The 23,993-nt window shown below is 33.5% G+C and carries 22 protein-coding genes and 1 riboswitch; of the genes, 15 read left to right on the top strand and 7 right to left on the bottom strand.

Annotated elements, in window-relative coordinates; genetic code table 11:
* Window positions 1-153: 153 nt before the first annotated feature.
* Together ABDZ69_RS04150 and ABDZ69_RS04155 are read left to right on the top strand one after the other, a co-directional pair.
* Window positions 154-786 (top strand): 4Fe-4S binding protein, encoded by a 633-nt coding sequence (locus ABDZ69_RS04150; protein WP_343766924.1) that lies wholly within the window; start codon window positions 154-156, stop codon window positions 784-786.
* A gap of 16 nt (window positions 787-802) precedes the next feature.
* Complete coding sequence (locus tag ABDZ69_RS04155; RefSeq protein ID WP_343766926.1) at window positions 803-1,384, top strand: 4Fe-4S binding protein; 582 nt, start codon at window positions 803-805, stop codon at window positions 1,382-1,384.
* Window positions 1,385-1,441: 57 nt separating this feature from the next.
* Here ABDZ69_RS04155 and ABDZ69_RS04160 read toward each other — a convergent pair whose 3' ends face one another.
* Window positions 1,442-3,181, bottom strand: a complete 1,740-nt coding sequence (locus ABDZ69_RS04160) for a DUF4153 domain-containing protein (protein ID WP_343766927.1) — start codon at window positions 3,179-3,181, stop codon at window positions 1,442-1,444.
* A gap of 99 nt (window positions 3,182-3,280) precedes the next feature.
* Between ABDZ69_RS04160 and ABDZ69_RS04165 the strand changes: the two genes are divergently transcribed.
* The 8 genes from ABDZ69_RS04165 (at window position 3,281) to ABDZ69_RS04200 (ending at window position 11,595) form a co-directional block, all read left to right on the top strand.
* Window positions 3,281-4,216, top strand: a complete 936-nt coding sequence (locus ABDZ69_RS04165) for a synaptonemal complex protein 1 (protein WP_343766929.1) — start codon at window positions 3,281-3,283, stop codon at window positions 4,214-4,216.
* 39 nt (window positions 4,217-4,255) lie between these two features.
* The gene (locus ABDZ69_RS04170; RefSeq protein ID WP_343766932.1) at window positions 4,256-5,224 is read left to right on the top strand and encodes a YbgA family protein; all 969 of its coding nucleotides are present in this window, start codon (window positions 4,256-4,258) and stop codon (window positions 5,222-5,224) included.
* A gap of 138 nt (window positions 5,225-5,362) precedes the next feature.
* Window positions 5,363-5,863, top strand: a complete 501-nt coding sequence (locus tag ABDZ69_RS04175; RefSeq protein WP_343766934.1) for a GNAT family N-acetyltransferase — start codon at window positions 5,363-5,365, stop codon at window positions 5,861-5,863.
* Between the two features lie 115 nt (window positions 5,864-5,978).
* A riboswitch (cobalamin riboswitch) is annotated at window positions 5,979-6,154 on the top strand.
* A 143-nt stretch (window positions 6,155-6,297) separates the two neighbouring features.
* The gene (locus ABDZ69_RS04180; protein WP_343766936.1) at window positions 6,298-7,380 is read left to right on the top strand and encodes an ABC transporter substrate-binding protein; all 1,083 of its coding nucleotides are present in this window, start codon (window positions 6,298-6,300) and stop codon (window positions 7,378-7,380) included.
* 25 nt (window positions 7,381-7,405) lie between these two features.
* A complete protein-coding gene (locus tag ABDZ69_RS04185) occupies window positions 7,406-8,464 on the top strand; it encodes a FecCD family ABC transporter permease (protein WP_343766938.1) in 1,059 nt (352 codons plus the stop codon).
* Window positions 8,464-9,228, top strand: coding sequence for an ABC transporter ATP-binding protein (locus ABDZ69_RS04190; RefSeq protein WP_343766939.1), 765 nt, complete (start codon window positions 8,464-8,466; stop codon window positions 9,226-9,228). The genes ABDZ69_RS04185 and ABDZ69_RS04190 overlap by 1 nt, the downstream gene beginning before the upstream one ends.
* Window positions 9,229-9,434: 206 nt before the next feature.
* Window positions 9,435-10,118, top strand: coding sequence for a response regulator transcription factor (locus ABDZ69_RS04195; protein ID WP_343769583.1), 684 nt, complete (start codon window positions 9,435-9,437; stop codon window positions 10,116-10,118).
* Complete coding sequence (locus ABDZ69_RS04200; RefSeq protein ID WP_343766942.1) at window positions 10,087-11,595, top strand: sensor histidine kinase; 1,509 nt, start codon at window positions 10,087-10,089, stop codon at window positions 11,593-11,595. Before ABDZ69_RS04195 ends, ABDZ69_RS04200 begins: the two co-directional genes overlap by 32 nt.
* Before the next feature lie 51 nt (window positions 11,596-11,646).
* Here the strand turns inward: ABDZ69_RS04200 and ABDZ69_RS04205 are convergent, their stop codons facing one another.
* Both ABDZ69_RS04205 and ABDZ69_RS04210 read right to left on the bottom strand, forming a co-directional pair.
* Window positions 11,647-12,414 carry a hypothetical protein gene (locus tag ABDZ69_RS04205; protein ID WP_343766944.1) on the bottom strand — a complete coding sequence of 256 codons (768 nt, stop codon included), beginning with the start codon at window positions 12,412-12,414 and terminating at the stop codon, window positions 11,647-11,649.
* A gap of 232 nt (window positions 12,415-12,646) precedes the next feature.
* Window positions 12,647-16,018, bottom strand: a complete 3,372-nt coding sequence (locus ABDZ69_RS04210) for a hypothetical protein (RefSeq protein ID WP_343766947.1) — start codon at window positions 16,016-16,018, stop codon at window positions 12,647-12,649.
* A 198-nt stretch (window positions 16,019-16,216) separates the two neighbouring features.
* Between ABDZ69_RS04210 and ABDZ69_RS04215 the strand changes: the two genes are divergently transcribed.
* Window positions 16,217-16,996, top strand: a complete 780-nt coding sequence (locus ABDZ69_RS04215) for a nitroreductase family protein (RefSeq protein ID WP_343766950.1) — start codon at window positions 16,217-16,219, stop codon at window positions 16,994-16,996.
* 125 nt (window positions 16,997-17,121) lie between these two features.
* On the opposite strand, the gene ABDZ69_RS04220 is transcribed toward ABDZ69_RS04215, so the two are convergent.
* Window positions 17,122-17,421 carry a hypothetical protein gene (locus ABDZ69_RS04220; RefSeq protein WP_343766953.1) on the bottom strand — a complete coding sequence of 100 codons (300 nt, stop codon included), beginning with the start codon at window positions 17,419-17,421 and terminating at the stop codon, window positions 17,122-17,124.
* Window positions 17,414-17,620 (bottom strand): helix-turn-helix transcriptional regulator, encoded by a 207-nt coding sequence (locus ABDZ69_RS04225; protein WP_425544624.1) that lies wholly within the window; start codon window positions 17,618-17,620, stop codon window positions 17,414-17,416. The genes ABDZ69_RS04220 and ABDZ69_RS04225 overlap by 8 nt, the downstream gene beginning before the upstream one ends.
* 281 nt (window positions 17,621-17,901) lie before the next feature.
* On the opposite strand from ABDZ69_RS04225, the gene ABDZ69_RS04230 reads away from it, so the two are divergent.
* Window positions 17,902-19,038: an aldo/keto reductase gene (locus ABDZ69_RS04230; RefSeq protein WP_343766957.1), complete on the top strand. Its 1,137-nt coding sequence runs from the start codon at window positions 17,902-17,904 to the stop codon at window positions 19,036-19,038.
* 91 nt (window positions 19,039-19,129) lie between these two features.
* On the opposite strand, the gene ABDZ69_RS04235 is transcribed toward ABDZ69_RS04230, so the two are convergent.
* Complete coding sequence (locus tag ABDZ69_RS04235; protein WP_343766960.1) at window positions 19,130-20,023, bottom strand: AraC family transcriptional regulator; 894 nt, start codon at window positions 20,021-20,023, stop codon at window positions 19,130-19,132.
* Between the two features lie 214 nt (window positions 20,024-20,237).
* Here ABDZ69_RS04235 and mntA point away from each other — a divergent pair, with 214 nt between their 5' ends.
* Together mntA and ABDZ69_RS04245 are read left to right on the top strand one after the other, a co-directional pair.
* Entirely contained in the window at window positions 20,238-20,642 is a 405-nt protein-coding gene (mntA, locus tag ABDZ69_RS04240; protein WP_343766962.1) for a type VII toxin-antitoxin system MntA family adenylyltransferase antitoxin, read from the top strand.
* Window positions 20,635-20,769: a hypothetical protein gene (locus tag ABDZ69_RS04245; RefSeq protein WP_343766965.1), complete on the top strand. Its 135-nt coding sequence runs from the start codon at window positions 20,635-20,637 to the stop codon at window positions 20,767-20,769. The genes mntA and ABDZ69_RS04245 overlap by 8 nt, the downstream gene beginning before the upstream one ends.
* Before the next feature lie 54 nt (window positions 20,770-20,823).
* Here the strand turns inward: ABDZ69_RS04245 and ABDZ69_RS04250 are convergent, their stop codons facing one another.
* Window positions 20,824-22,176, bottom strand: a complete 1,353-nt coding sequence (locus tag ABDZ69_RS04250) for a M14 family metallopeptidase (protein WP_343766967.1) — start codon at window positions 22,174-22,176, stop codon at window positions 20,824-20,826.
* A 322-nt stretch (window positions 22,177-22,498) separates the two neighbouring features.
* Between ABDZ69_RS04250 and sstT the strand changes: the two genes are divergently transcribed.
* Complete coding sequence (sstT, locus tag ABDZ69_RS04255) at window positions 22,499-23,731, top strand: serine/threonine transporter SstT (RefSeq protein WP_343766969.1); 1,233 nt, start codon at window positions 22,499-22,501, stop codon at window positions 23,729-23,731.
* Window positions 23,732-23,993: the final 262 nt, after the last annotated feature.

Consider the following 23,993-nt stretch of genomic DNA (forward strand, 5'->3'; position numbering starts at 1 on the left):
TGTTATACCCCCGTATTGTATAAGATGATTATAAATATAAATTTTATTTAAATCAATATAAGCTAATAAATTATTGTTGACATATGGATGCAAAATAATTATAATCAAAATATAAAAAATACTATACAGGGGTACAGTAAGGAGAGGGCGATGTTGATTAAACTAAGACCTGTTATTCAAATTATATTTTTAGCAGTATTCATTACATTAATGGTTTTAGGAAAGGCACAAATTTGGATGGCCTTTATTTTTGGTTCAATAATACTATCATCATTTTTCGGTAGATATTATTGTGGGTGGGCATGCCCTATAAATACATTGATAAGACCAGCAAACTGGATTGGAAAGAAACTCAAAACTCAAAAGAAAGATGTACCGGAAATATTTAAATCACAAAAGATAAGATGGGCTGCATTCGCATTATTCCTTGTGGGACTTGGATATACCATTTATACCATTACCATAGGTAAGAAATTCCCACTTCCATTGATTATTATTCCATTAGGACTTATTACAACTATATTTATTAATGAAAAAACATGGCATAGATACCTATGTCCTTGGGGAGTTCTGTTTAGTTTAACTGGAAGGTTTGCAAAGCTAAGCTTAAAAGCTCATAACTGCTATAGCTGCGGTATTTGTAAAAAGGAATGTCCAGGAGAGGCTATAACTATAAGTAAAGATAAAGGAGCGGAAATAGATCCTACTCATTGTCTTTTATGCTTTGAATGTAAAGGGGCCTGTCCTAAGGATGCTCTTAGCTACAAAGGCTCTACTAGTAATTAATAAAGGAGTGTCGTACATGAAGGGAAATTGGAGAGACAACTTATATATAGTGACAATATTATTTTTTATCCTTGGTTTTGTTAACATTATTTTTGCATGGCTTGGTTTTGTTTGCATGATACTGCCCTTTGTATTTCTAGCAAAGGACAAAAAGAAAACATGGTGTCAAAGGTATTGTCCTAGAGCAGGCTTATTTAGAAAGGTGTTTAATGGTAGGTCACTAACAGGTAAAGCTGCCCCTAGTTGGCTCACAAAGGGTAGGGGGAAATGGATTGTTTTAACTTACTTTATGATTAATTTATTTATCTTAACAATGTCTACCGTTATGGTATTTAAAGGGCGAAGAGAAGCTATGGAAACTGTTAGATTCTTAATTGCCTTTAAGCTTCCATGGGACATGCCTCAGCTACTAAATATAGGAGGACTTCCAAATTGGGCAATACATTTATCCTATAGAATGTATTCTATGATGCTAACTACGACGGTTCTTGGATTAATACTTGCCTGGTTATTCTTGCCAAGAACTTGGTGTACAATATGTCCTATTAGCACTATTTCTGATATAAGCCTTAAAAAAATGAATAATAAAAAACAGTAAAATAAAACTATCCTCACTAAAGATATAAAAACTTAATGAGGATAGTTGTTTTTAAAGTTATTTAATTTTAACTAGAAGATAAAAGTCAAAGCCTTTACCGTTAATTTCTCCACTAGAATTATTTTTGCTACCAGAAATATGCTGAAAAACAATCTTAACCTTAACCCTATCATTTTCCTCTAGGAAGGTCATTTCCTCTTCTGGTATCATATTTTCTCTCTCTCCACTACCATATTTAGAAATCAAATTTTTTATGAAACCTTCTAGGTCTTTTTTATAAACTTCACTTCCTAAATGGCTTATTTTCAAAGTAGAGCTGTCGTAATCATAAACCGCATCCACATCTTTAGCTTCTGAAGTGTTTTTGTTATACATACTAGCCATATCAAAGAAATAATCATAACCTCTAACGTCCATTCCTTTTTCTTTTGAAATTTTTGTGAAATAGAAATATCTATCAGGAGAAGTATATATAGGGTCTTCATAAGAAAAACCAAAGACTTTGTTCATGTCCTCTATCTTAAAGTTCGCAGGAATATACTTAAGAGTTTTAAGAGAATGGTTTCTGTTAAAATAACTAAGTATGCTGCTTATATTAATCTTATCTTCTTTAGGAACAGCAGAGGAACTTTGTATTTTCCCATCCTTTAGCATGTTGTTTTTAACAAGAATATTTTCTAGTCTAGTATTTTGACTATATTTTGATAGGGAATAACTGCTAAGAGGGCCAAACACTGAAATTAAAGCTATAACTGCAAGGCTCGCAGGGATATATATATTTCTAAGTTTTTTAATAAAGGAAAAGTAAATCATAATGGAAAACACCCAAAGGGCAAGTATAACTACGTAATATCTAGGTTCAGTAACTCCATAGGCATTTATTCTAATACCAATAGATATAAACATCATGATTATAAGAGGAAGTAAAACCTTAGGGAAAACCTTTAAAAATTTATGAGCCCAGCTACTTTCATCTAGTATTGGAGTTATAAAAAACAATACTAAGGTTACAATTACGGAATACCAAAGGACTAAATGGGAAACCAGACCCACAGGCCAGGTTTGTGTAATTATAATCTTTCCAAAGTAGGCGTAAAGTATTAGGGTATAGGCTGTAAGTAGTGGCATTACAATATATAAAATAAGTATTCTTAAAAGCTTTGGATAAGCCTTTGAGGATATTACTTTATCCTTTAGCGGTATTCCAGATAGGAAATATGACACCGCAAAGAGGAACACTACAAAAAGCCAAGTGTAATAATAAACCTTACCTAAAACCTCTATTCCAAGAAGTCTATCTATAGCAAATAAAATTGCTGAAAGTCCACCGAAAAGTACTACGGAGTATATTACCGTTGTAAAAAATCCAGTAGCCACCTGTATCACATACATTTCAAAGCCATCTTTTCCCGGGAAATAAGGGGTGAACAAGAAGGTCATGTATAAAGCTAAGCTAACAGCCATATATCTTGTAGTAGTCACCATTCCCATATCGCCTTTTAATAAAAATAGGTAATATACAATTAAAGCTATAGCACCCACACCGTAGCTAATTAAAAGCTTAGGGCTCTTTTCTTCGTTTCTCTTCTCAAAGAAAAGCTTTATAGAAAGAGAAAGAGGAATACCAAGGGCTAAAACCATGGCTACTTTAGCCAAATTATCCTCGGAAGGTCTAATTTCATGTATGGCTATAAGTACAGCTGCAATAGAAGCAGAAAGCAATATGGTAAAAGGAAATCTTCTTAAACTTAAATAAAGACTAGATAGTATATTTTTAAAATATTGTACAATTTTCATGATCATCCCTCCTTATAGATATATTATATCACCATATGGTTAAATATATATTATAATTAGTATATAAAGTGAAGATTATCATGGGAAGGGGAAATTTATATGTTTGAAGAGTTAAATAAAGATATTTCTACTGCCAAAGAAAAAATGAGAAGAAAAGAAAAACTACAAAATCTTTTAAAAAGAACTAAGGAAGAACTAAACAACCAGATAGCTAAAAAAAATGAGCTACATAAAATTTTAAAGGATGAGGAAAAGGATGTTGAAAGGCTCCAGTCTCTAAGTATTACAGGGCTATTTTATTCTGTTTTAGGAAATAAAGAGCAGCAACTTGAAAAGGAAAGGCAGGAATATTTGGGGGCTAAGCTTAAATATGAAGAGTGCTGTAGTTTAATAACTACCTTGGAAAAGGAGCTAATATCTTATAATGAAGAGCTTAATGAGTATGCTAATGTGCATGAGCAATATGAAGAATTAATGAAAAGCAAAGAAAAATTAATTTTACAAGGAAATGACTTAAAGGCTAAAAAATTAATGGAACTTACAGAAAAAACTTCTGATTTAAAATCAAATATTAAAGAAACAAAGGAAGCCATAAATGCAGGGGAAAGAGTTAGAGAAGCCTTCGGTAAAGTTATATCCTCCTTAGAAAGCGCAAAGGGCTGGGGACAATGGGATATGCTTGGCGGAGGATTTTTAGCTACAGCAGCAAAACATTCAAAAATAGATGAAGCTAAAAACTATGTTCATGAAGCTCAAAGACTTCTTGGAGTATTTAGAAGAGAATTATCAGATGTAAACTTGTCCTCAAATATAGACATAAATGTAGGCTCCTTTGCAACCTTTGCAGATTACTTCTTTGATGGGCTCATATCAGACTGGGTTGTACAATCAAGAATAAATGATTCCTTGAACAATGTATATGCTACCTCCGACAATGTAAATAAATTATTAAATGTCTTAGGAAGAAATCTTAATGATTTTGAAAGAGAATTAAGGGGTGTGGAAGAAGAAATTCGCGGAATTATTGAGGGATAGTAATTAAGAGTAAATTTAAATTAAAAGTGAGGGGAATATATGATAAACTTTGAAAAGCCACGAATTTGTGTAAGTAGATGTCTTGGATTTGAAGCCTGTAGATATGATGGACAGATGAATTCTCAGGATTTTATAGAAAAGCTAAAAGGTGAAGTAGAAATTATTACAGTTTGCCCCGAAGTCCAAATTGGACTGCCAATACCTAGGGAATCTTTAAGAATAATTAAAGAAAAGGAAGAGCTATATTTAATCCAACCTAAAACAGGAGGAGACTTTACAAAGGATATGGTAGAGTTTTCTAAAGAGTTTATAGGAGAGCTTAAGGATATAGATGGTTTCATACTAAAGAGCCGTTCCCCTTCTTGTGGTATTAAAGAGGTTAAAATATACAACGGAAGAGAAAAAGCTTCAAGTTCTGAAAAAGGAGTAGGCTTTTTTGCAGAAGCAGCTATTAAAAACTATCCTAATTATCCTATAGAGGATGAAGGAAGGCTGACTAATTATAAAATTAGGGAACACTTTTTAACCAGAATTTATATAAATGCTGCTTTTAGAGGGATAAAAAATGCTAATACCATGGGAGAACTAGTTAAATTCCACAGTAGAAATAAAATGCTTCTCATGGCATATAATCAAAAGGAGTTAAAGGAACTAGGGAACATTGTAGCAAATCATGAAAAGTATAAAGTGGAAAAAGTATTAGAGGAGTATGAAAGACATTTAAAAATGGCTTTTTCTAAAAATGCTAGGTATACTTCTAATATAAATGTTCTAAATAAATCTATGGCTCTGTTTTCAAAATATATAACCTTAGAGGAAAAGGAATTTATAAGAGATACCATAGAAAAATATAGGGAAGGCAAATTGCCCTTAAGTACTTGTTTATACATGATAAAATCCTATGCCATTAGATTTGGAATAACAGAGATGCTAGAACAAAGTTTTTTCGCCCCTTATCCTGATGACCTAATAGAATTAAGAGATTCAGGGAAAGGACGAGAGGAATAGAATAATAAAATGTTAGAAACTCAAAGAACACCAATGACGGAGGCCATGTATTATGGTATAGAGCCCGTTGAAGAAATTATAGAACTAGTTTTAGATAAGGCAGAGAACAGATGAAAAAGTATAGATGGAGTGGTAATTATGATAAGAAAAGCAAATAGGGAAGACTTAAAAGTTATTATGAAAATTATTAAGGAAACTATTGTTGAAATGCATTCCTATAATAACTATCAGTGGGATGAAAATTATCCTAAGGAAAAAGATTTTGCAAAGGATATAGAAAAAGGTGACTTATATGTAATAGAAAAAGAAGGTGAGCTTCTTGGATTCGCTTGCATTAACAGAGAAGAGCCTGATGAATATAAAGAATTAAACTGGTCCTTAGATGAAGATGCATTGGTTGTACACAGAATGGCTGTAAGTGGTAACCGTAGACAAAGGGGAATAGGAACGGAACTTATAAACTTTGCCCATGAATTAGCACTAAGAAATAACATAAGATATTTAAAAACAGATACCTATTCATTGAATATAAAAATGAACGGATTTTTTAAGAAAAGTGGTTATAAGCTTATTGGAGAGATGAGTTTTTTGGGGAAAGAAAAAACTTTTTATTGTTATGAAAAAGTATTAGAAATTTAGAATTATAAAGAAAAAGTCATTAACATAAGCCCTATTATAAAAATAGCAGGATGAAATATTACAAAATTTGCATTGACAACAATTACTAATTGTATTAGTATAGACAATGAAATAAAACTTAATATTAATATAAGGTTTACATATGTAATTAATAGGGAAGTTGGTTAAAACCACACAGCCCCCGCTACTGTAAAATGGACGAACCCTTATAGCCACTGATTATTAAATTGGGAAGGTAAGGTAGTAGGATGAAATTGAAGTCAGGAGACCTGCCTTATAAAAATTAATTATTTATCTCGGTGGGAGGTAGCGGTTAAAATTTTATTTGTGTGAATTATGGCTACTTTTTTTGAGTAGCCTTTTTTTATTGAGTAAAAATAATAAGCCCTTCCATGAAATTACCTACACATATTAATTAAGAGGAGGATTTTATTATGAAAAAAAGACTTTTTAAATTTATCTTGGTGTTAATGTTAATACCTATTTTCGTTTTATCTGGTTGTGCCAAGGATGAAAGGGAAAAACAAGCAGATAAGGATAACACAATTATATTAGTGGATAACGTAGGAAGAAAGGTAGAATTGCCTTTCCCAGTAAAAAAAGCAGTAGTAGCTAATAGATACAATAGCGAACTTATTCGTGCCTGTGGAGCCATAAATGGTGTAATTGCAGTAGATATGGGTACTGCCCAAGATAGAGAATATTGGAAACAATTTGACCCTAAAAACACTATCGGAAAAGATGCAAAGGATCTTAACTATGAGAAAATAGCTGAATTAGGTGCAGAAGTACTAATTCTTCCTGCCAATGGATCTTATGAAGAAGCTGAGAAAAAACTAGAGCCATTTGGAATAAAGGTATTTGTTATTTCAGGATATGATACGGCAGATTTTCAAAATCAAATAACTAACATAGGTAAAATGTTTGATAAAGAAAAAGAAGCGGAAAAGTTTATAAAATATTTTAATGAGCCAATTGAGTACATAAAAAAAGCTCTTAAAGATGTTGAAAAGAAGAAGGTGTATTTTGAAAGTACCACAGAATATAATACATCTTTCCCAGGAGACTATTATGCTAACATGATAAACTACTCTGGGGGAATAAATATTTTTGAAGATGCACCTAAAGATATGCATGGTAAAAAGGTAGATTCAGAAGAGATAGTAAAAAGGAATCCAGACTTCATATTTAAAAATGTTACTCCAGATAAAGCTATAAAAGGCACAGGATTATATGAGGCGCCGTCTAAAGAGTTAATGGATAAAACAATTGAAGATATTAAAAAACGTGCAGGCTGGGATGAAACTAATGCTGTAAAAAATAACAATGTATATACCATGTCACAGTTTGGCCATGGTGGAGCATCTAAATTAATAGGGGCTGTATATATGGCTAAATGGATGTACCCTGAACAACTTAAGGATTTGAATCCTGATGAAATATATAGACAATGGCTTGAAGACTTCCAAGGGTTTAAAAATTTACAGGGACATTTCTACCCAGAAATAAAGAAATAAAGTAAAGCAAATTGAGGTGGCATCATTGAATATATCCCAAAGTGATATACGAAGAAAATATGATAAAAAAGTTAAAATAAAACTTTTGTTTATTCCTATAAGTATTATTGTAACCATCATACTTATGGCTATCTTTACAGGAGTGGGAGCTGTAGATGTTTCTTTAAAAGAAATACTTAGTGCTATAAAAAATATTATAACTAATAATTCAGTTAATATGGAACAAAAGGTAATAGTATTTTTAAGGCTTCCAAGAATCATTTTATCTGTTTTAGCTGGAATGGGACTTGCTGTATCGGGAACTATAATGCAGGGAATTACTAAAAATTCTATGGCAAGCCCTTTTACCATAGGGATATCCTCAGCAGCGGCTTGTGGAGCGTCTATAGCAATGATTTTTGGAATAAGCTTGTTTTCCAATAGTAACTTAGGGATTATTTCAAATGCATTTATTTTCGCTATTCTTTGTGCAATATTTGTATATTCTATTTCCATAAAACTAGGAATGAAACCAGAAGCAATAATACTATCTGGTATAGCCATAAATTATCTATTTAGTGCAGTAACCTCAACTATCCATTTTTACGCTGATGACCATCAACTGGCATCAGCAGTACAATGGACTTTTGGAAGTATAAATGGTGCTAAATGGTCACATGTTTTATTGTTAGGTGTTATATTAAGTGTAAGTTTATGTGTATTTATGAGACATTCTTGGATTTTAAATGCCATGGTTTCAGGTGGCGATGAAATGGCTAAAACTCTCGGAATAAATCCAGATAAAAGCAGGACCGTTGTTGGAGTATTTTCAGTGTTTTTAACAGCAGCAATAGTAAGTTTCACAGGAGTAATAGGCTTTGTAGGACTAGTGGCTCCCCATATAGCACGGCTTATGGTAGGAGGAGATCACAGATTTTTAATACCCTATTCAGCAATATTTGGAGGAATATTACTATTGGTTTCAGACACCATTGGGAGAACTTTATTAGCTCCTGTAAATATTCCAGTGGGTATAGTAGTTTCATACCTTGGTGTACCTTTGTTTATACATTTAATAATTCAAAATAGGAAGGAGTATTTTTAATGAAATTAAAAGTTGATAAACTGGGATTTTCTTATGAAAAGACTCCAATATTAAAAGATATAAGTTTTGAAACCAATAGTGGTGAAATAACTTGTTTACTTGGACCTAATGGAACGGGAAAAACTACTTTACTAAAATGTATAAGCAGAATAATACCACCTTCCTCTGGTAATGTTCTTGTAGATGGAACACTTATAAATAAAATGAATACAAAGGAACTAGCAAAATTATTTAGCTATGTTCCTCAAAGTACCCACACTGCATTTCCTATCAGCGTAATTGATACAGTTTTAATGGGTAGAGTGCAAAATATAAATTTTAAAGTGAAAGAAGAAGACAAAGAAATAGTTTTTAATATATTAGAAGAGATGAATTTAAATAATATAGCTTTTAAAAATATCAACAATCTTAGTGGAGGAGAAAGACAAAGGGTATTTATTGCAAAAGCAATAGCTCAACAATCACCTATAATTCTTTTAGATGAACCAACTAGTAGTTTGGATATGAAAAATCAGCTAGAAACCTTAGAAATAATAAGCTCCTTAGTAAAAGAAAAAAATATTATGGCTATAATGTCTATTCATGACCTAAACATAGCTTCAATGTATGGAGATAAAATAATTATGCTTAAAAACTCTGGAGTATACTCATATGGAAATACAAAGGAAGTAATAAATGAAGAAAATATAAAACAAGTATATGGAGTTAATACAATAGTAAAAAATATGGATGAAACAACATATACATTCTTGTGCAAACAATAAAATTTGAAATTTTAAATTTAGGGGACGGTTAATAACTTTCAAGCTTTTAGACAAGCATTATAGTGAAAAGTTGATAACTGTCCCTATATATATAAATAAAAAATGTTGAATTACTAGTATTGTATTTAAGACTACTAAGTGGCAAAATTAAAGATAAGGTAATGAAAATATTAGAAGATTTGAATAAAAAGTCAGAGGGTACAGCTATGAAAGAAAAAATTTTAATAGTAGATGATGAGGAAAGAATGAGAAAGCTTATAGGGGCATACTTAAAAAGAGAAGGGTATGAAACCATAGAAGCTGAAACTGGCATAGATGCTTTAAAGATTTTTAAAACTGAAGGAGTACATTTAATAATATTGGATGTTATGATGCCTGTTATGGACGGCTTTACAGCATGCAGAGAAATAAGAAAGAGCTCTAATGTACCTATAATATTTTTAACTGCAAAGGGAGAAGAGGAAGATGAACTTTTAGGTTATGAGTTAGGTACAGATCAATATATTAAAAAGCCCTTTGATATAAGAATACTTATGGCAAAGGTTAAAGCTTTGATAAATAGAGCTTATTACTGTGAACCTGAGAAGAAAAAGGGATTTTATTTTGATGGACTACATATTGATGAATTAGCCTACAAGGTAACTTTAGATGGAAGCCCTTTAAATTTATCATTAAAGGAATATGAACTATTGTTATATTTTTCCTTCAACAATGGCATTGTTTTAACTAGAGAAAAAATATTGGATTATATTTGGGGAATGGACTTTCAGGGAGACTATAGAACAGTAGATACTCATATAAAAAGACTGAGAGAAAAGCTTGGAGAAAAAGCTTACTTAATATCTACTATAAGAGGAGTTGGCTATAAATTTGAACATAGGGATAAATAAGAAAAAAAGTATAACCAAAAAACTTTTTATAATATCAGCTCTTATGTTTGCGCTTTTTATTGGGACTACTTTGATAATTCAAACGGTATTTTTTCAAAAGTTTTATGTAAGCAAGAAAAAAAGTGGATTAAAAACCAATATTGAAAAATTTAAAGTAGATTATAATAAAAGTTCTAGTGATGAAAGAACTATTCAGCTCATTGAGGAATACGAAGAAACTTATAATATAAAGATAGTAATACTAGATAGCTCAAATGGATTAAAATTAATAGCAAAGCCCACTAAAAACAAAGCAGATATAACCAGGGTAAGAGAGATTACAGAGTTTATAAAACAATGGGTAGAAGAAATTACCCCTCGTAATTTAAAGAAATTTAAAAAAAATAAGAATGCCGTAACTATAGTAACACAAAGAAAGCCAGATAAGACAGGGAATATAATTGCTATTTCACCTAATAATGAAAGAGATGAAATAGTTTTTGCTATAACTTCCCTTCAACCTATCAATGAAGCTGTATCCGTTATAGAGGAGCTATATGGGTACTTTTCTATTGGAGCAGTTTTTTTTATAATAATTTTGGCATTTATATATTCAAATATGATAACAAAACCTCTTATAAAGATTAATAATGTGGCAACAAAAATGGCTAGATTGGACTTTTCTGAAAAATGCACTGTAAAAAGTGAAGATGAAATAGGAAATGTTGCTTCATCTTTAAATTTCTTATCAGAAAATCTTAATGAAGCTCTTACATCATTAAAAGATGCTAATGCAAAGCTAGAGAAAGATATAGAGAAGGAAAGAAAACTAGAAAAAGCAAGAAGGGAATTTGTAGCGGCAGTTTCCCATGAATTAAAAACCCCTATAAGCCTTATAGATGGGTATGCTATGGGATTAAAAGATAATATTTTTGAGGGAGAAGAAAAAGATTATTATCTTGATATCATAATTGATGAAGGAAAAAAGATGGCCAGCTTAGTAAACGATATGCTGGATTTGTCTAATTTAGAGTCTGGCAGTTTTAAGCTTACCCGGGAAGAATTTGATATATGCAACCTTATAAAATTTACTCTGAAAAAATATAGAAATATTATTGAGGAAAAGGGAGTTAAAATTGAATTAAGCTTATTGGAAAATACCATGGTTTATGCTGATTGGAATAGAATGGAGCAGGTGATTACTAATTTTATTACTAACGCTTTAAGACATGTAAATAAAAATGGCACCCTATATGTTAACATGGTCAATAAGGATGATAAAATTTTCATAGACATTGAAAATACTGGGTTAAGTATTCCTGAGGAAGAGCTTTTCAAAATATGGGATAGGTTTTATAAAGTTGATAAATCAAGAAATAGAAAACTAGGAGGAACGGGTTTAGGCCTTTCTATAGTTAAAAATATACTTGAAGCTCATAATTATTCCTATGGAGTGAAAAATACAGATAGGGGAGTAAAGTTTTATTTTGTAGTTTAAAAAATTAAGGGAATGAGGAAGTATTATCCTCATTCCCTGTTAGCTATGGTTTTACATAGCTTCTTTTTGCGTCTTTTCCTTTACAGTTGTTTTTGGGAAAGGCTTTGATGGTTTTAAGCTGCCATCCCACTTTTCTATTCTTTCTTTAACTTTTGCTATCATAGCATCAGCTTTTTCTTGAGTTATTTTTCCTTCAGAAACCTTTTTACTTATTTTATCAGTTTCTGCTTTTATAAGTGCAGCTTTAACCTGCTCAGGGGTCATGCCCTTCTTCTCTTTAGCTAAGTCATATATGGTTTTACCAGAGTCTTTTGTAGCTTTTATATCTTCCTTTGTGAGTCCTAATGCTTCCATTGGAGAAAATTGTTCAGCTTTTTTATGTTTATCATTATTATTAAAATATTTTATAGAACCGTCCCACTTGGCTGCCTGTTCTTTTACTTTACTGATTAATTCATCAGCCTTTTCTTTAGTAAGTTTTCCATCAGTTACAGCTTTGCTTATGGATTCAGTTCTAGCTTGAATAAGCATCTCGCGAACTTGCTCAGGAGTATATCCCTTATCTTTTGCTAAATCAAATAAGGTTTTACCAGAAGCTTTTGCAGTAGATATATCATCCCTTGTTAGCCCTAACTTTTGGATTAACTGACCAAATCCATCATTAACAGGGGATTTTTTCGTTTTAAACATCTCTATCATCTTATTAGATTTTTTAGTTTCCTTAGAAGTTGAATCTTTTGCTGCAAAAACATTAGAGCTAAGGCCAATAATTAAAGAAAGACTTAATGCAGCTAGTATTTTTGATTTTTTGCTAATCATTTTTTCTACCTCCTAATAATTTGTTTTTTATGGCTTTACAAATATTAGTATGAGCATGGTATGTGGCAAACAGGTGATGGAATTATAAATAAATTATGAACAATAAAAAGTGATTGAAATTTAGAAAGATAAATAAATCAAAAAGATTAAAGGAAAGAATTTTTAAAGCATAAAATTCTTTCCTTTTTTAAGCGTTGTATATTACAGTAATTTAATTAGATATTGTAGTAGACTATATAGTCACTTGTGCTGAGTTGGAGTAATTTGATAACCCTGCCTGATTCACGGCTGCCACCCTGTAGATGCAGTTATAGCCAGCGATGACAGTTCTATCAGTGTAGGTGACAGTGCCAGTGGAAGCTTTCGAGCTAACTGTGGCTAGGACGAAATAGTTTCCACCATTATCAGAGCGTTCAACTACAAAACCAGTTTCATTAATGGCATTGTCTCGCCAGGTCAGAAGAATCCTCGGCCCGCCTAGTAAATTTGCAGTCAAGTTGGTTGGAGCAGCAGGTGGCTGAACCTGATTTGTAGCAATACTTACTACATTGGAAAAGTCAGAGTTAACTGTTATTGTAGGGAAACCAGGAGTGCCTGTGTCACCAACAGTGTTGGAGGCAAATACTCGGTAGTAGTAAGTGTCGTTTCTGTTTCCGATTTGATCAGTGTACCAATTTGAATCCGATGGCAGTGTTGCTATATTAGTCCATGGTCCAGAGCTATTTAGCGCTCTTTGGATAATTAAGCTAGTATGGTTTTTCGAATTATTCATCCAGGTTAAATATACACTCTTTCTTGAACCAGTGCCGATAATACTAGCAATTAGGTTTGAAGGTGTTCTTGGCGGAACAGCAAAGGACATAGAGTGCATCATATCCATTTCTTCATGAGCAAGAATATGACAGTGATATACATACTCCCAACCAAAGTTAACGTAGTGATTAGTAATTTGGGTAATTGGATTTCCTAGTGGGTCAAACCATCCTGCAGGCGGTGGAGGTGCTAGTACAGCGCCCTCTGGCATTGTAGGGTCGATCAAACGAAGGCTGTTTGGTACTTCAAATGGCACCTGTGCAGGGCTAGGAATATTCGGTCTCATTGCGATAATTGTATGCTCTAAAGGATTAACCCTAAAAGTTTCCTTCCAGCCTAGCTCATTAGCATCAGGCGGTATCAAAGCTCCGTCCCAGGCAACACGGTTGATGAGCTGTGCAGAAAACAAGTGGGTGTGAATGGTATGGGTATCCACGCCGTTGTGAGTAATTTTCCAAATCTGAGTCCCATCATTAAGAGAGCCAATAGGAGTCGCATTTAGATTTGCTGTGCCTTTAATAATTTCAACGGGAGGACTGGCATAACCGTAAACTACAAATTGATTAAAGTTGGAGCTGGACACCGGAAATTCAAGTCCAAGCATACCGCTCATTCGTCCATACATGGTATCGTAGACTTCACCCATTTCGTCTTGCAAAGCCTTGGGTTCTAGTGGTAGAGTAACAGCTGGTAGAAGAGCTCCGCTGGCATATATGGGCTGAAAGGTCTTGGAGAATTCATGAAGTTGCACATAGGCACTGTCAGCATCCCCAGGTAAATTCGTAACATTATAGGCGGAGTTATATGCGGCCTGCGGTATGATAATAGTATCCTGAGACGCTTCAAATACTCCTCTTTTAGCGTTTGTTTTAGCAAACACTGCCTCCAAAGAAGTTATATCATAGGGAACTGGAGTAGCAGCTGCCACTCTAATTTGCATAATAGTACGGGTATTAGGGCCGTAGCCAGGTTGAGTGGGAGGTGCACCACCTTCTGGAGTTTGGTCAGGGTTACCCGTGTAATAGTCATAGCGGGGGTCGGCGGCAGGGAAAGCTGCGGGAGAATCGTTGTAAAGAATTAGTGTTTTTCCGGCATACATGGAGAAGTCAACGATGACATCTGCTCGTTCTGCAGCTCCCAATAGGAGCGAATGTTGATCCACATTTCCAAAATTGAAATTTGTTGGATTTAAGTTCCAGGTGATTGGCTGGCTGGGTATTACCACAGGTGCTGGAAGGAAACCGCCTTCAGTGCCGATTTGAATCCAGTCTGGTCCTTTTAAGCTAGGGTCAGGTATGCCACTTGGCCAATCAGCAGGAATCCCTGGTGTTCCACAAGAAGGAACCATCCTAACTTCTGTGCCATAACCTGTGCCAGGTAAGGTATTGCCATCAGGATTAGCTACATACATCTGTAGATTAAAAAAACGGTCATTTGCGGCATTTAGGATACGGAAACGGTAAGCTTTAGGTTCTACCTCTAGATAGGGGTAGGCCGTACCGTTAACAATGGGTGTATCCATAAAAGCTTCTCCTGGCATTGAGGGATTAGGTGTTGCAGGTATCATCGGCGGTTGCTCGGGTGCATTTACGGGATCATAGTAAGGGTTTGGAATTGGGCCATGTTCTATATTGGTTGTAGGTGGCCAAAACCACGGACCATACATCCAGCGGCCAAACGGGTTTGCTCCACTAATGTCCCAGGGATTCTGTGCTGGACTATAAACATGAGGGTACCAAAGGTCGCCTGTATTAGGTGTGCTTGGAGTTGTTCCCCATGCCCAAGTAGGATCCGTATCGAGGATAGTAGCGGCATCAACGAAAGTCTTGTCTTGGATAACTAGTGGAATGCCAAGATCAGGAAGAATTTTTTTAAAACTAGGATTTACGCCTGATTGGTTGGTGCCATTGATTAGATCCTGTTCCACTCGGTCTGTCAGTAAATAAGCTGAGGCTTCTCCCACATAGACATTGAGTCGAGTGATACCATATGAGTGATCATGATAGAACATTAGTCTAGCACTTTGTGCGTTGGTGTAGTACAAGGTCTGCATACCATCGCGAGGGTCATCTACATTTTCCATATCAGGGACATTCACTACACTGACACCCTGAGGATAAGGAGTGTTTTCTCCCGCTGGGGTAATCCACTGATGTGGTGTTCCATCGCTGATCCATACGGTGTTATTACCATGAAGATGGATATTAGCACGGTTTTGCGTGTAATCCATAGGAGTAGCATCCATTCCTAGAGGTCCCATTCCAGCACCCATGACGGTTGTATCCACAGGGATGAAGAGGTTTCCACCAGCGCCAGTAGGAAGCAGATTGTAGAACTTGATGCGAACTGGCACACCGCGGTTGGCAACAATAGCAGGTCCAAGATAATGGGGAGTATCTACACCATAAGCCTGGGTGCCGTCACCTTTCAAAATAGGCGAACCTTTATAGGTCAAAGCAACATGAGCACCAGGAATAATTGTTGTAGACAATTGCACATATCCTCTAAGCGTTGTAGGGGGCAAATCCGAGTGCATTTGCTCTGTAAACTCAACCACTGCGATTTCGTAGTAGTCAGTACCGGGATAGGTGGTTATATCGGGAACAGCAACCGGGATATACTGACCCAAAGCGTTTGCGTTATTAGGGCCTAGCCCCGGCATTGCATCAACAAACTTTCTAAGGGGTGGACTATAGGCCCAGTTGGCGGTACCAAAATAGTCCGGAATCAAGTATCCAGTGTTGGGATCGGGCACAAGAGCTGCCCGAGGTATAGATTTATTATTATCCATTTTTGTACCTCTCCTTATAAATTTATTTGTTCAGTAAAATTATCATTATCTTTTGTTTATATATATTATTCGCTAGGTACACTACTTGTGAGAGAATCATCATATAGGATAGTTATAACATGAAGGATTTTGCTCATATATATAGAATATAAATTTATAAATAGATGAAATAAGTAATTATTAACAAGGAGGAGAAACATGAATCCAGTAATTGATGTAATAAATAAAAGAGTATCCCTTAGAAAATATGCAGAGAGGGACATATCAAAGGAGCATTTAGATTTAATAATTGATTCCGCAATAAAGGCTCCTACAGCGGGAAATCAATGTCTATATTCTATTATTATGATCAAGGATAGCGAGACAAAAGAAATTTTAAGCAAATCCTGTGACAATCAGCCCTTTATTGGGAAGGCACCGCTAGTTCTTATTTTTGCTGCAGATCAGCAAAAGTGGTTTGATTATTATGCTCATAGGGGAGTTAAGGAATATGCACAGAGGGAGAACATTGCCTTTGAAGCACCACAAGAATCAGACCTTATACTTGCTTGTGAGGATGCCCTTATAGCTGCACAAAATGCTGTTATTGCAGCTGAGTCACTAGGCATAGGCTCTTGCTACATAGGCGATATAATTGAAAACTATGAGTTTCACAAAGAGTTTCTTAATTTAGAGGATTGGGTATTTCCAGTGTGCATGCTATGCTTTGGATACTATGAAGAAGATTATAAAAGAGTTTATAGAAAAAGATTTGATAAAAAGTTCATAGTATTTGAAGAGAAATATAGAAAACTTACTAAAGATGAACTAGAGGAAATGTTTGAGGAAAAGGAAAAAGGTTACATTGAAAACAACAAATACAATGGAGAAAATTTTGCTCAAATGTTCTTTGCTAGAAAAACAGGAGCGGAATTTAGTAAGGAAATGGCTAGGTCCATGAGGGTAGCTCTTAAGAAGTGGGATGGAAGGAAATTATAGAACATGAATTTTCATAATATTCTATAGGGATAAATAGAGGACGGTTAATAACTTTTAAGCTTTTAGACAAGCATTATAGTGAAAAGTTGATAACCGTCCCTTTGATTTGTTTAATTTTTTTAGTTTCAGAATTTTTTTATAATCAATGCTAATAAAAAAGCAAAAATAAAGGTAATCGCAAATGTTAAAGCAACAGTTTTTATCCAAGTTCTTCCTAAAATTTTTTGTTTATATTGATATACTGTCATGGCGAAACCACTTATTATAACTATAATAAGTAAATCCCAGGCTGCTTCATTGAACCTTACTCCCCTATACACAACATCAAGGAGTAATGTAAATGCAATGAAGTTATATCCAAATTTGTAACTAATATTTTCAATAAAAGTTGATCGTTCATCTTTTTCTACCATCTTATTAATCATTATTTTTAACCTCCTCAAAATAAAATAAATCTTCAAATTTTTTATCAAGCACTTTTGAAAGAATTAATGCTAGTTTTGCAGTAGGACAGTACTGACCTGTTTCAATAGAACTAATTGTTTGTCGGGTTACACCTGCAAGTACAGCCAATTGTTCCTGTGATAGATTTTTTTCAGCACGAGCTACTTTTAGCCGGTTCATTAATTGGATACTTTCATTCAAACTATCACCTCCATTAACTAAATGGTATCATATGGGAATATGTATGTCAAGTATACTTTGCAAGATGACAAGTGTACTTGTAATTTTAAACAGTAAATTGGGGACGGTTAATAACTTTTAAGCTTTTAGACAAGCATTGTAGTGAAAAGTTGATAACCGTCCCTTTGTTTACTTTGCTTATTGGAAGGTATATATTAAAAGTTAAAGTAATAATATTTACAAGTACTAGATATTATTATTTATAAGAATGGAGTGAGGTTATGTTATATAGAAAACTGGGGAAAACTAATGAGGAAGTATCCATATTAGGTTTTGGATGCATGAGATTTCCTGTAATAGATAATAATCCTGCCAAAATAAATGAAAAAGAGGCTATAAAACAAATAAGATATGGCATTGATAATGGAATTAACTATATTGATACTGCACACCCATATCATGGGGGGATGAGTGAGCCTCTAGTTGGAAAAGCACTTAAAGATGGCTATAGAGAAAGGGTGAAATTAGCCACAAAACTACCTTCTTGGCTAATAAATAGTAGAGAGGATATGGACAAATATTTAAATGAACAGCTTGAAAAACTACAAACAGATTATATAGATTTTTATCTTATACATGCTTTAAATAAAGAATATTGGGAGAGTTTAAAAAAATATAATGTATTTGATTTCTTAGATAAGGCTTTAGCAGATGGAAGAATAAAATATGCAGGTTTTTCTTTTCATGATGACTTAGATTTGTTTAAAGAAATAGTAGATTCCTATCACTGGAGCTTTTGTCAAATTCAATATAATTTTATGGATGAAAATTATCAAGCTGGAAGAGAAGGATTAGAATATGCAGCAAAAGAAGGCCTTGGAGTTGTAATAATGGAACCTCTTAGAGGTGGTAGTCTTGTAAAAAATATTCCAAAGGATGTTAAAGCTATATGGAATAAAGCTAAAAATAAAAGAACTCCTGCAGATTGGGCACTAAAATTCATATGGAACCATCCAGAAGTAGATGTAGTTTTAAGTGGAATGAATGAAATTCAGCAGATAGAGGAAAATATAAAGTCTGCAAAAGAAGCCTATCCAAATTCACTAACAGAAAAAGAAATTGCATTAATAGATGAAGTTAAAGAAATATATAAATCCAGAATAAAAGTAAACTGTACAAACTGTAAATATTGTATGCCATGTCCCTTTGGGGTTGATATACCAGTAAATTTTGAGCTTTTAAATGATGCTTTTATATATGGAGATGTTAAAGCATCGAAAAAAATATATAATATTGCAGTGGAAGATAATAAAAAAGCTTCAAACTGTAAAAAATGTGGAGTATGTGAAAAGGCATGTCCTCAACATATTCAAATAAGAAAAATGCTAAAAGAAGTTGTAATAGCTTTCGAGAAATAAAAGATCTATGTAATAAACCTATTCATTGTATATAAAATGAATAGGTTTATTTGATTTTAGGCATAAGTGTTAGATATAAATTTTAGGATAATTATTTTTTTATTATTGGAACGTAAATATACATAGAAAGTTTTTTACATTCCCAAGGATGGCAGCGTTCATCATAGAATTCAAAGTCTAGTTTTGAATCATCAATTTCATATCCGGAGATTGGGAACCACTCTTCAAGTATATATTTCCAAGTGCCTTCAATTGAGCTTACAAAATCAGTTTCATCTACAGGGGGAGTGGTAAATACTGCATAGGTGGCGGAAGGTACTTCAAGCTTATACATATCTTCCATAGCGTTGTCAAAGTTCAAAACTTCTATTCCTAATACGTAGGAGAACTGGTCAGTTTCCATATTTGTATTTATGCAAATGCCATACTCTCCATGTCTAGGTGGATTTTGAGTTTCGTATAATTTAGCTTCCTTGCCTTCAATATTGCATTGGTTCCAAAATCCAGGAATATCTCTAGTATGAGCATTGTTTCTTAGAGTAGTTTTAAATTCATATCCAACTATTTTAAAAGCATCTCTTTTAATTATTTTAGGTTCCATTATAACCCCTCCAATTCTATTTTCTCTTAATTTTTTTAGATCAATTTTCTGTGGAAAACCTATGGAGGCATGCATTCGATAAAAATTCGGTGCATATCCAAAATGTTTTTTAAAGGCCTTTGTAAATCCAGCATGAGTTTCAAAGCCATAATTTAATGCTATATCAAGTATTTTTCCTCCATTACTAAGCTGGTAAAGGGCATATTGAAGTTTTCGTCTTGTCACATATTCCATTACAGGTAGTCCAACAAAACTATTAAAAACTCTATAATAATGATAGGTTGAAAATCCTGCAATTTCAGCTAGCTCATTGACAGTTATTTTTTCAATAATATTATCATCGATGTAATCTATTGTCTTTTGTATTAAATCTATATAATCCACAAGGTACCTCCTATAATAAAGAAATTGCCGTACGTTAATTATATAGTAGCATAGATATGAAGATACTTCTTTTCCTATTTTGCTAATGTATGAATATTGATTCATGGAGATGGCTCTTAAGAAGTAGATGGAAGGAAACTATAGAAACGTTTAAATATAATATAAATTTAGGATATAATAGAATTAAATAGATTATTTGACAGGTGGTGTTGAGGTGTTGAATAAAGAGTTTATCAATGGCATTAATGAAGTATTGATAGAAAAAATTAATCCTTATTTAATATATGTTTTTGGTTCAGCAGCAAAGGGACTTTTAAGAGAAGATAGCGATATTGATATAGCTTTTTTGAGTGAAGAAAACCTTTCAGATTACCAGGTTTTCATGGTAGCACAGGAGCTGGCTAGTAGTTTAAATAGAGATATAGATTTAATAGATTTAAAGAAAGCATCCACTGTATTTAAAGCTCAAATTTTAGGTACAGGAATAAAGATTTATTGTACAGATAAAACTAGAAGAATGTATTTTGAGATGAGATCCCTAAAAGAATATGCTTTATTAAATGAAGAGAGGGAAATAATTTTGAAAGGTATAAAAGAAAGGGGAGGTATATATGGGTAATGATGTAATATTTAATAAGATAGAAGTTGTAGAAAGATGTATCAAAAGAATAAATGAAGTAAAGGATGTTGAAGCACATAAAAGGCTGTTGATAAATTATGTTACCAACAGCCTAACCTCTTCATAATATTAATTCAGAGGTTTTTCACAAAATAATATATAAACTTTATTTAATTAATTTTTACCAGCCATTTCCCCAAAATAAATACTCAGGGGCTTCTGAACCTGGTCCATAAGGTTCGCTTTCTATCATTTTAAGGATTGCATTTTTTGCGCCCTCTACCATTTTAGTCTGTTCTGGTGGTGCAATTCCTACCATTTGTGCTCTTGAGGTTTTTCTAAACCATACATCCTTAACTCCATTCCATTCGCCTTTATATTCCCATATGTCTGCAGGTAATTCGTTATTCCATGCGCACTGCTCTTCAATTGTACCCTTTGGATTAGATTTGCCACCGCGATAAACTTCAATAGTATATGAATGTATACCAAGTCTACCGTATGTCCAATCTATCATTTCAGCAGAAGTAGGATAATCATCATAAGATTGTTTTGAATAAAATTTTCTACCAGTAGTATCCTCTAGTGCCTTTGTCATGTCAGCTGCAACTTTTTCCATAAATTTAGCATCCTTTGGTTTTTCAGGGGTATTGCACCATGGGGTTAGCACACATTGTATACCTGTGTGAAGGGTTGCTAAAGCATGAACTTTCTTTGTTAATAAGAAGTTTTGAACAGCTTTTACTTCAGGTTCTATAGCAGGATTAGCTCCTGCTCTTGTGTATGCATTGCCACCTAGTGCTGGTTTTCTATCTACATCTAAGTAATTCCATAAATAATCAAAGGTTCTATTTAAATCAATAGTACTTTGCTTTGGATCATCTCCAAATACTCCATTTTTATCCCAATCAGCACTCTCCATACCAATCTTTTTCCTATCTTTTATAGCTGAATCTTTAGCACCTACATATATGTCAGCTATTATTCCATCGCCATCTGTATCTGAATAAGGATCGCTAAATACTATATTGTTGCCATTACGATCTGTAGGTCTCAAGTTTTCTCTGATAGGATATATAAAGGATTGAGCATATCCATCAGGATTCATAACAGGCACAATGTATACTGTATAATTATCTAAGATATTCTTTACTTTTTTATCAGTATTATAATTTGTAGCTAGCCACCAAGCAGTGTAAGATGCGCTTTCAGCTGATTCCTGCTCATTTCCATGAATATTTCCAATTACAGCAATACCAGTTTTGTTTTTTTCATTTTTTACATTACTGGTGAGTTCTATGGCATTTATCTTTCTTTCTCTCCAAGTGTGGCCTATTGGATAAGTTTTTGCTATATTAGGATACTTAATGGCCAAATCTTTTAACAAATTATCATGAAATTCAATAGTATGTCTTTCATCCCAATTAATACTTTGCAATTTATCATCTGTGTTTTTATTACTTTGAGCAAATACAGAGTTACACGGTGCAATTAATAACACAAGAGCTAAAAACAATAAAGTAAGCTTTTTCATATACATCCCCCTTAAAAAATAATAAGTCATATATATTATTTTGTGATATCTAATTTACTCTTTTTTTAAATTATATTCAGCTTGGGTACAATATATTTCAGTAAGCTACAAATCTTTATCTTTTAAGGACTTAAAAATATTAATATTCTTACTGTCTGTCTTTGTGTCTCTGTCAAATGTGTTTAAAATTTGTCCATAGTCCATTGACAAATGTCTATATTTCGTAGTACACTATACTGAAGATTTAGATAGTTATACGCTGCTGTATTTATATCTTAATTAGTTGTTGCATTTATATCTTATTTAGAGGAGGAAAAAATTTATGAAAAATCTAATGAAAAAATGGAATGAATTGAGTCTGGTAAAACAAATAATTGTAGGTTTAATTATTGGTATTATCTTGGCTGTAGCTATTCCAGAAGCAGCAAAACCAATCGTAATTATAGGTTCTTTATTTGTAGGTGCTTTAAAAGCAGTGGCTCCTATATTGGTGTTCTTCTTAGTTATGTCGGCCATTGCTCAACATAAGGCTGGTCATGAAACCAATATGAAATCTATTATCGTTTTGTATCTTTTAGGAACATTTTTAGCGGGACTTTTAGCAGTTGTTGCAAGTTTTATGTTCCCAGTAAATCTAACACTTACAGCCAACGCTGAAAATGTAACGGCTCCTGGAGGTGTGGCAGAGGTTCTTAAATCACTACTGATGAACATTGTTGATAACCCAGTAAAAGCACTTTATAATGCTAACTATATCGGTATATTGTCTTGGGCGTTACTTCTTGGCTTTGCTTTAAGAAATGCACCTGACTCTACAAAAATTATGATTTCTAATTTTTCAGAAGCGGTATCTCAAATAGTTAAATGGGTAATAAACTTTGCACCATTAGGAATTATGGGTCTTGTATTCGATGCTATTGCTACAAATGGAATAGAGTCCTTACTTAGTTATGGACAACTACTTGCAGTTCTGATTGGTTGTATGGCCTTTGTGGCTCTTGTTATCAATCCAATAATTGTGTTTGCATATATTCGTAAAAACCCATTTCCACTTGTATTTAAGTGCTTAAAGGAAAGTGGTATTACAGCATTCTTTACACGTAGCTCAGCGGCAAACATCCCTGTAAATATGAGCTTGTGTGAAAAGTTAGGTTTAGATAAAGATACTTATTCTGTATCTATTCCATTAGGTGCTACCATAAATATGGCTGGTGCAGCTGTTACTATTGCTGTTTTAACCCTTGCAGCGGTTCATACCCTTGGCATTAAAGTGGACATAGGTACAGCAATAATCCTTAGCGTACTTTCAGCCATATGTGCTTGCGGTGCTTCAGGCGTTGCTGGTGGTTCTCTATTATTGATTCCTCTAGCATGTAGTCTTTTTGGTATACAAAATGATATTGCTATGAAGGTAGTTGGTGTAGGATTTATAGTAGGTGTTCTGCAAGACTCTTGCGAAACAGCACTTAACTCATCCACAGACGTGATTTTCACAGCAACGGCTGAATTTGCCAAGAGACGTAAAGAAGGAAAAGAGATAGTTATAAATAGATAGAAATAAAATTATAATGTTATTTACCCCTTTCAATAAAGCCTCCTATGACAGTTTAGGATTGTCATAGGGGGCTCTTGTTTTGCTATGATAATTATAGGTGTTGACATTTTACATGGACAGATGAAGTTACAGCATCCCTAGATGCAGATAATGAAATGGAAGAAGCAAATCTTTAAATAAGGCAATTGATTGATAATCTTTTCAGGATTAATTTACCCTAAAAGGAAAATATTGATTAAAGTTTGATAATAGTGTAACATAT

It is taken from the genome of Clostridium malenominatum (genome assembly GCF_039521365.1).
GTDB lineage: Bacteria > Bacillota > Clostridia > Clostridiales > Clostridiaceae > Clostridium_AW > Clostridium_AW malenominatum.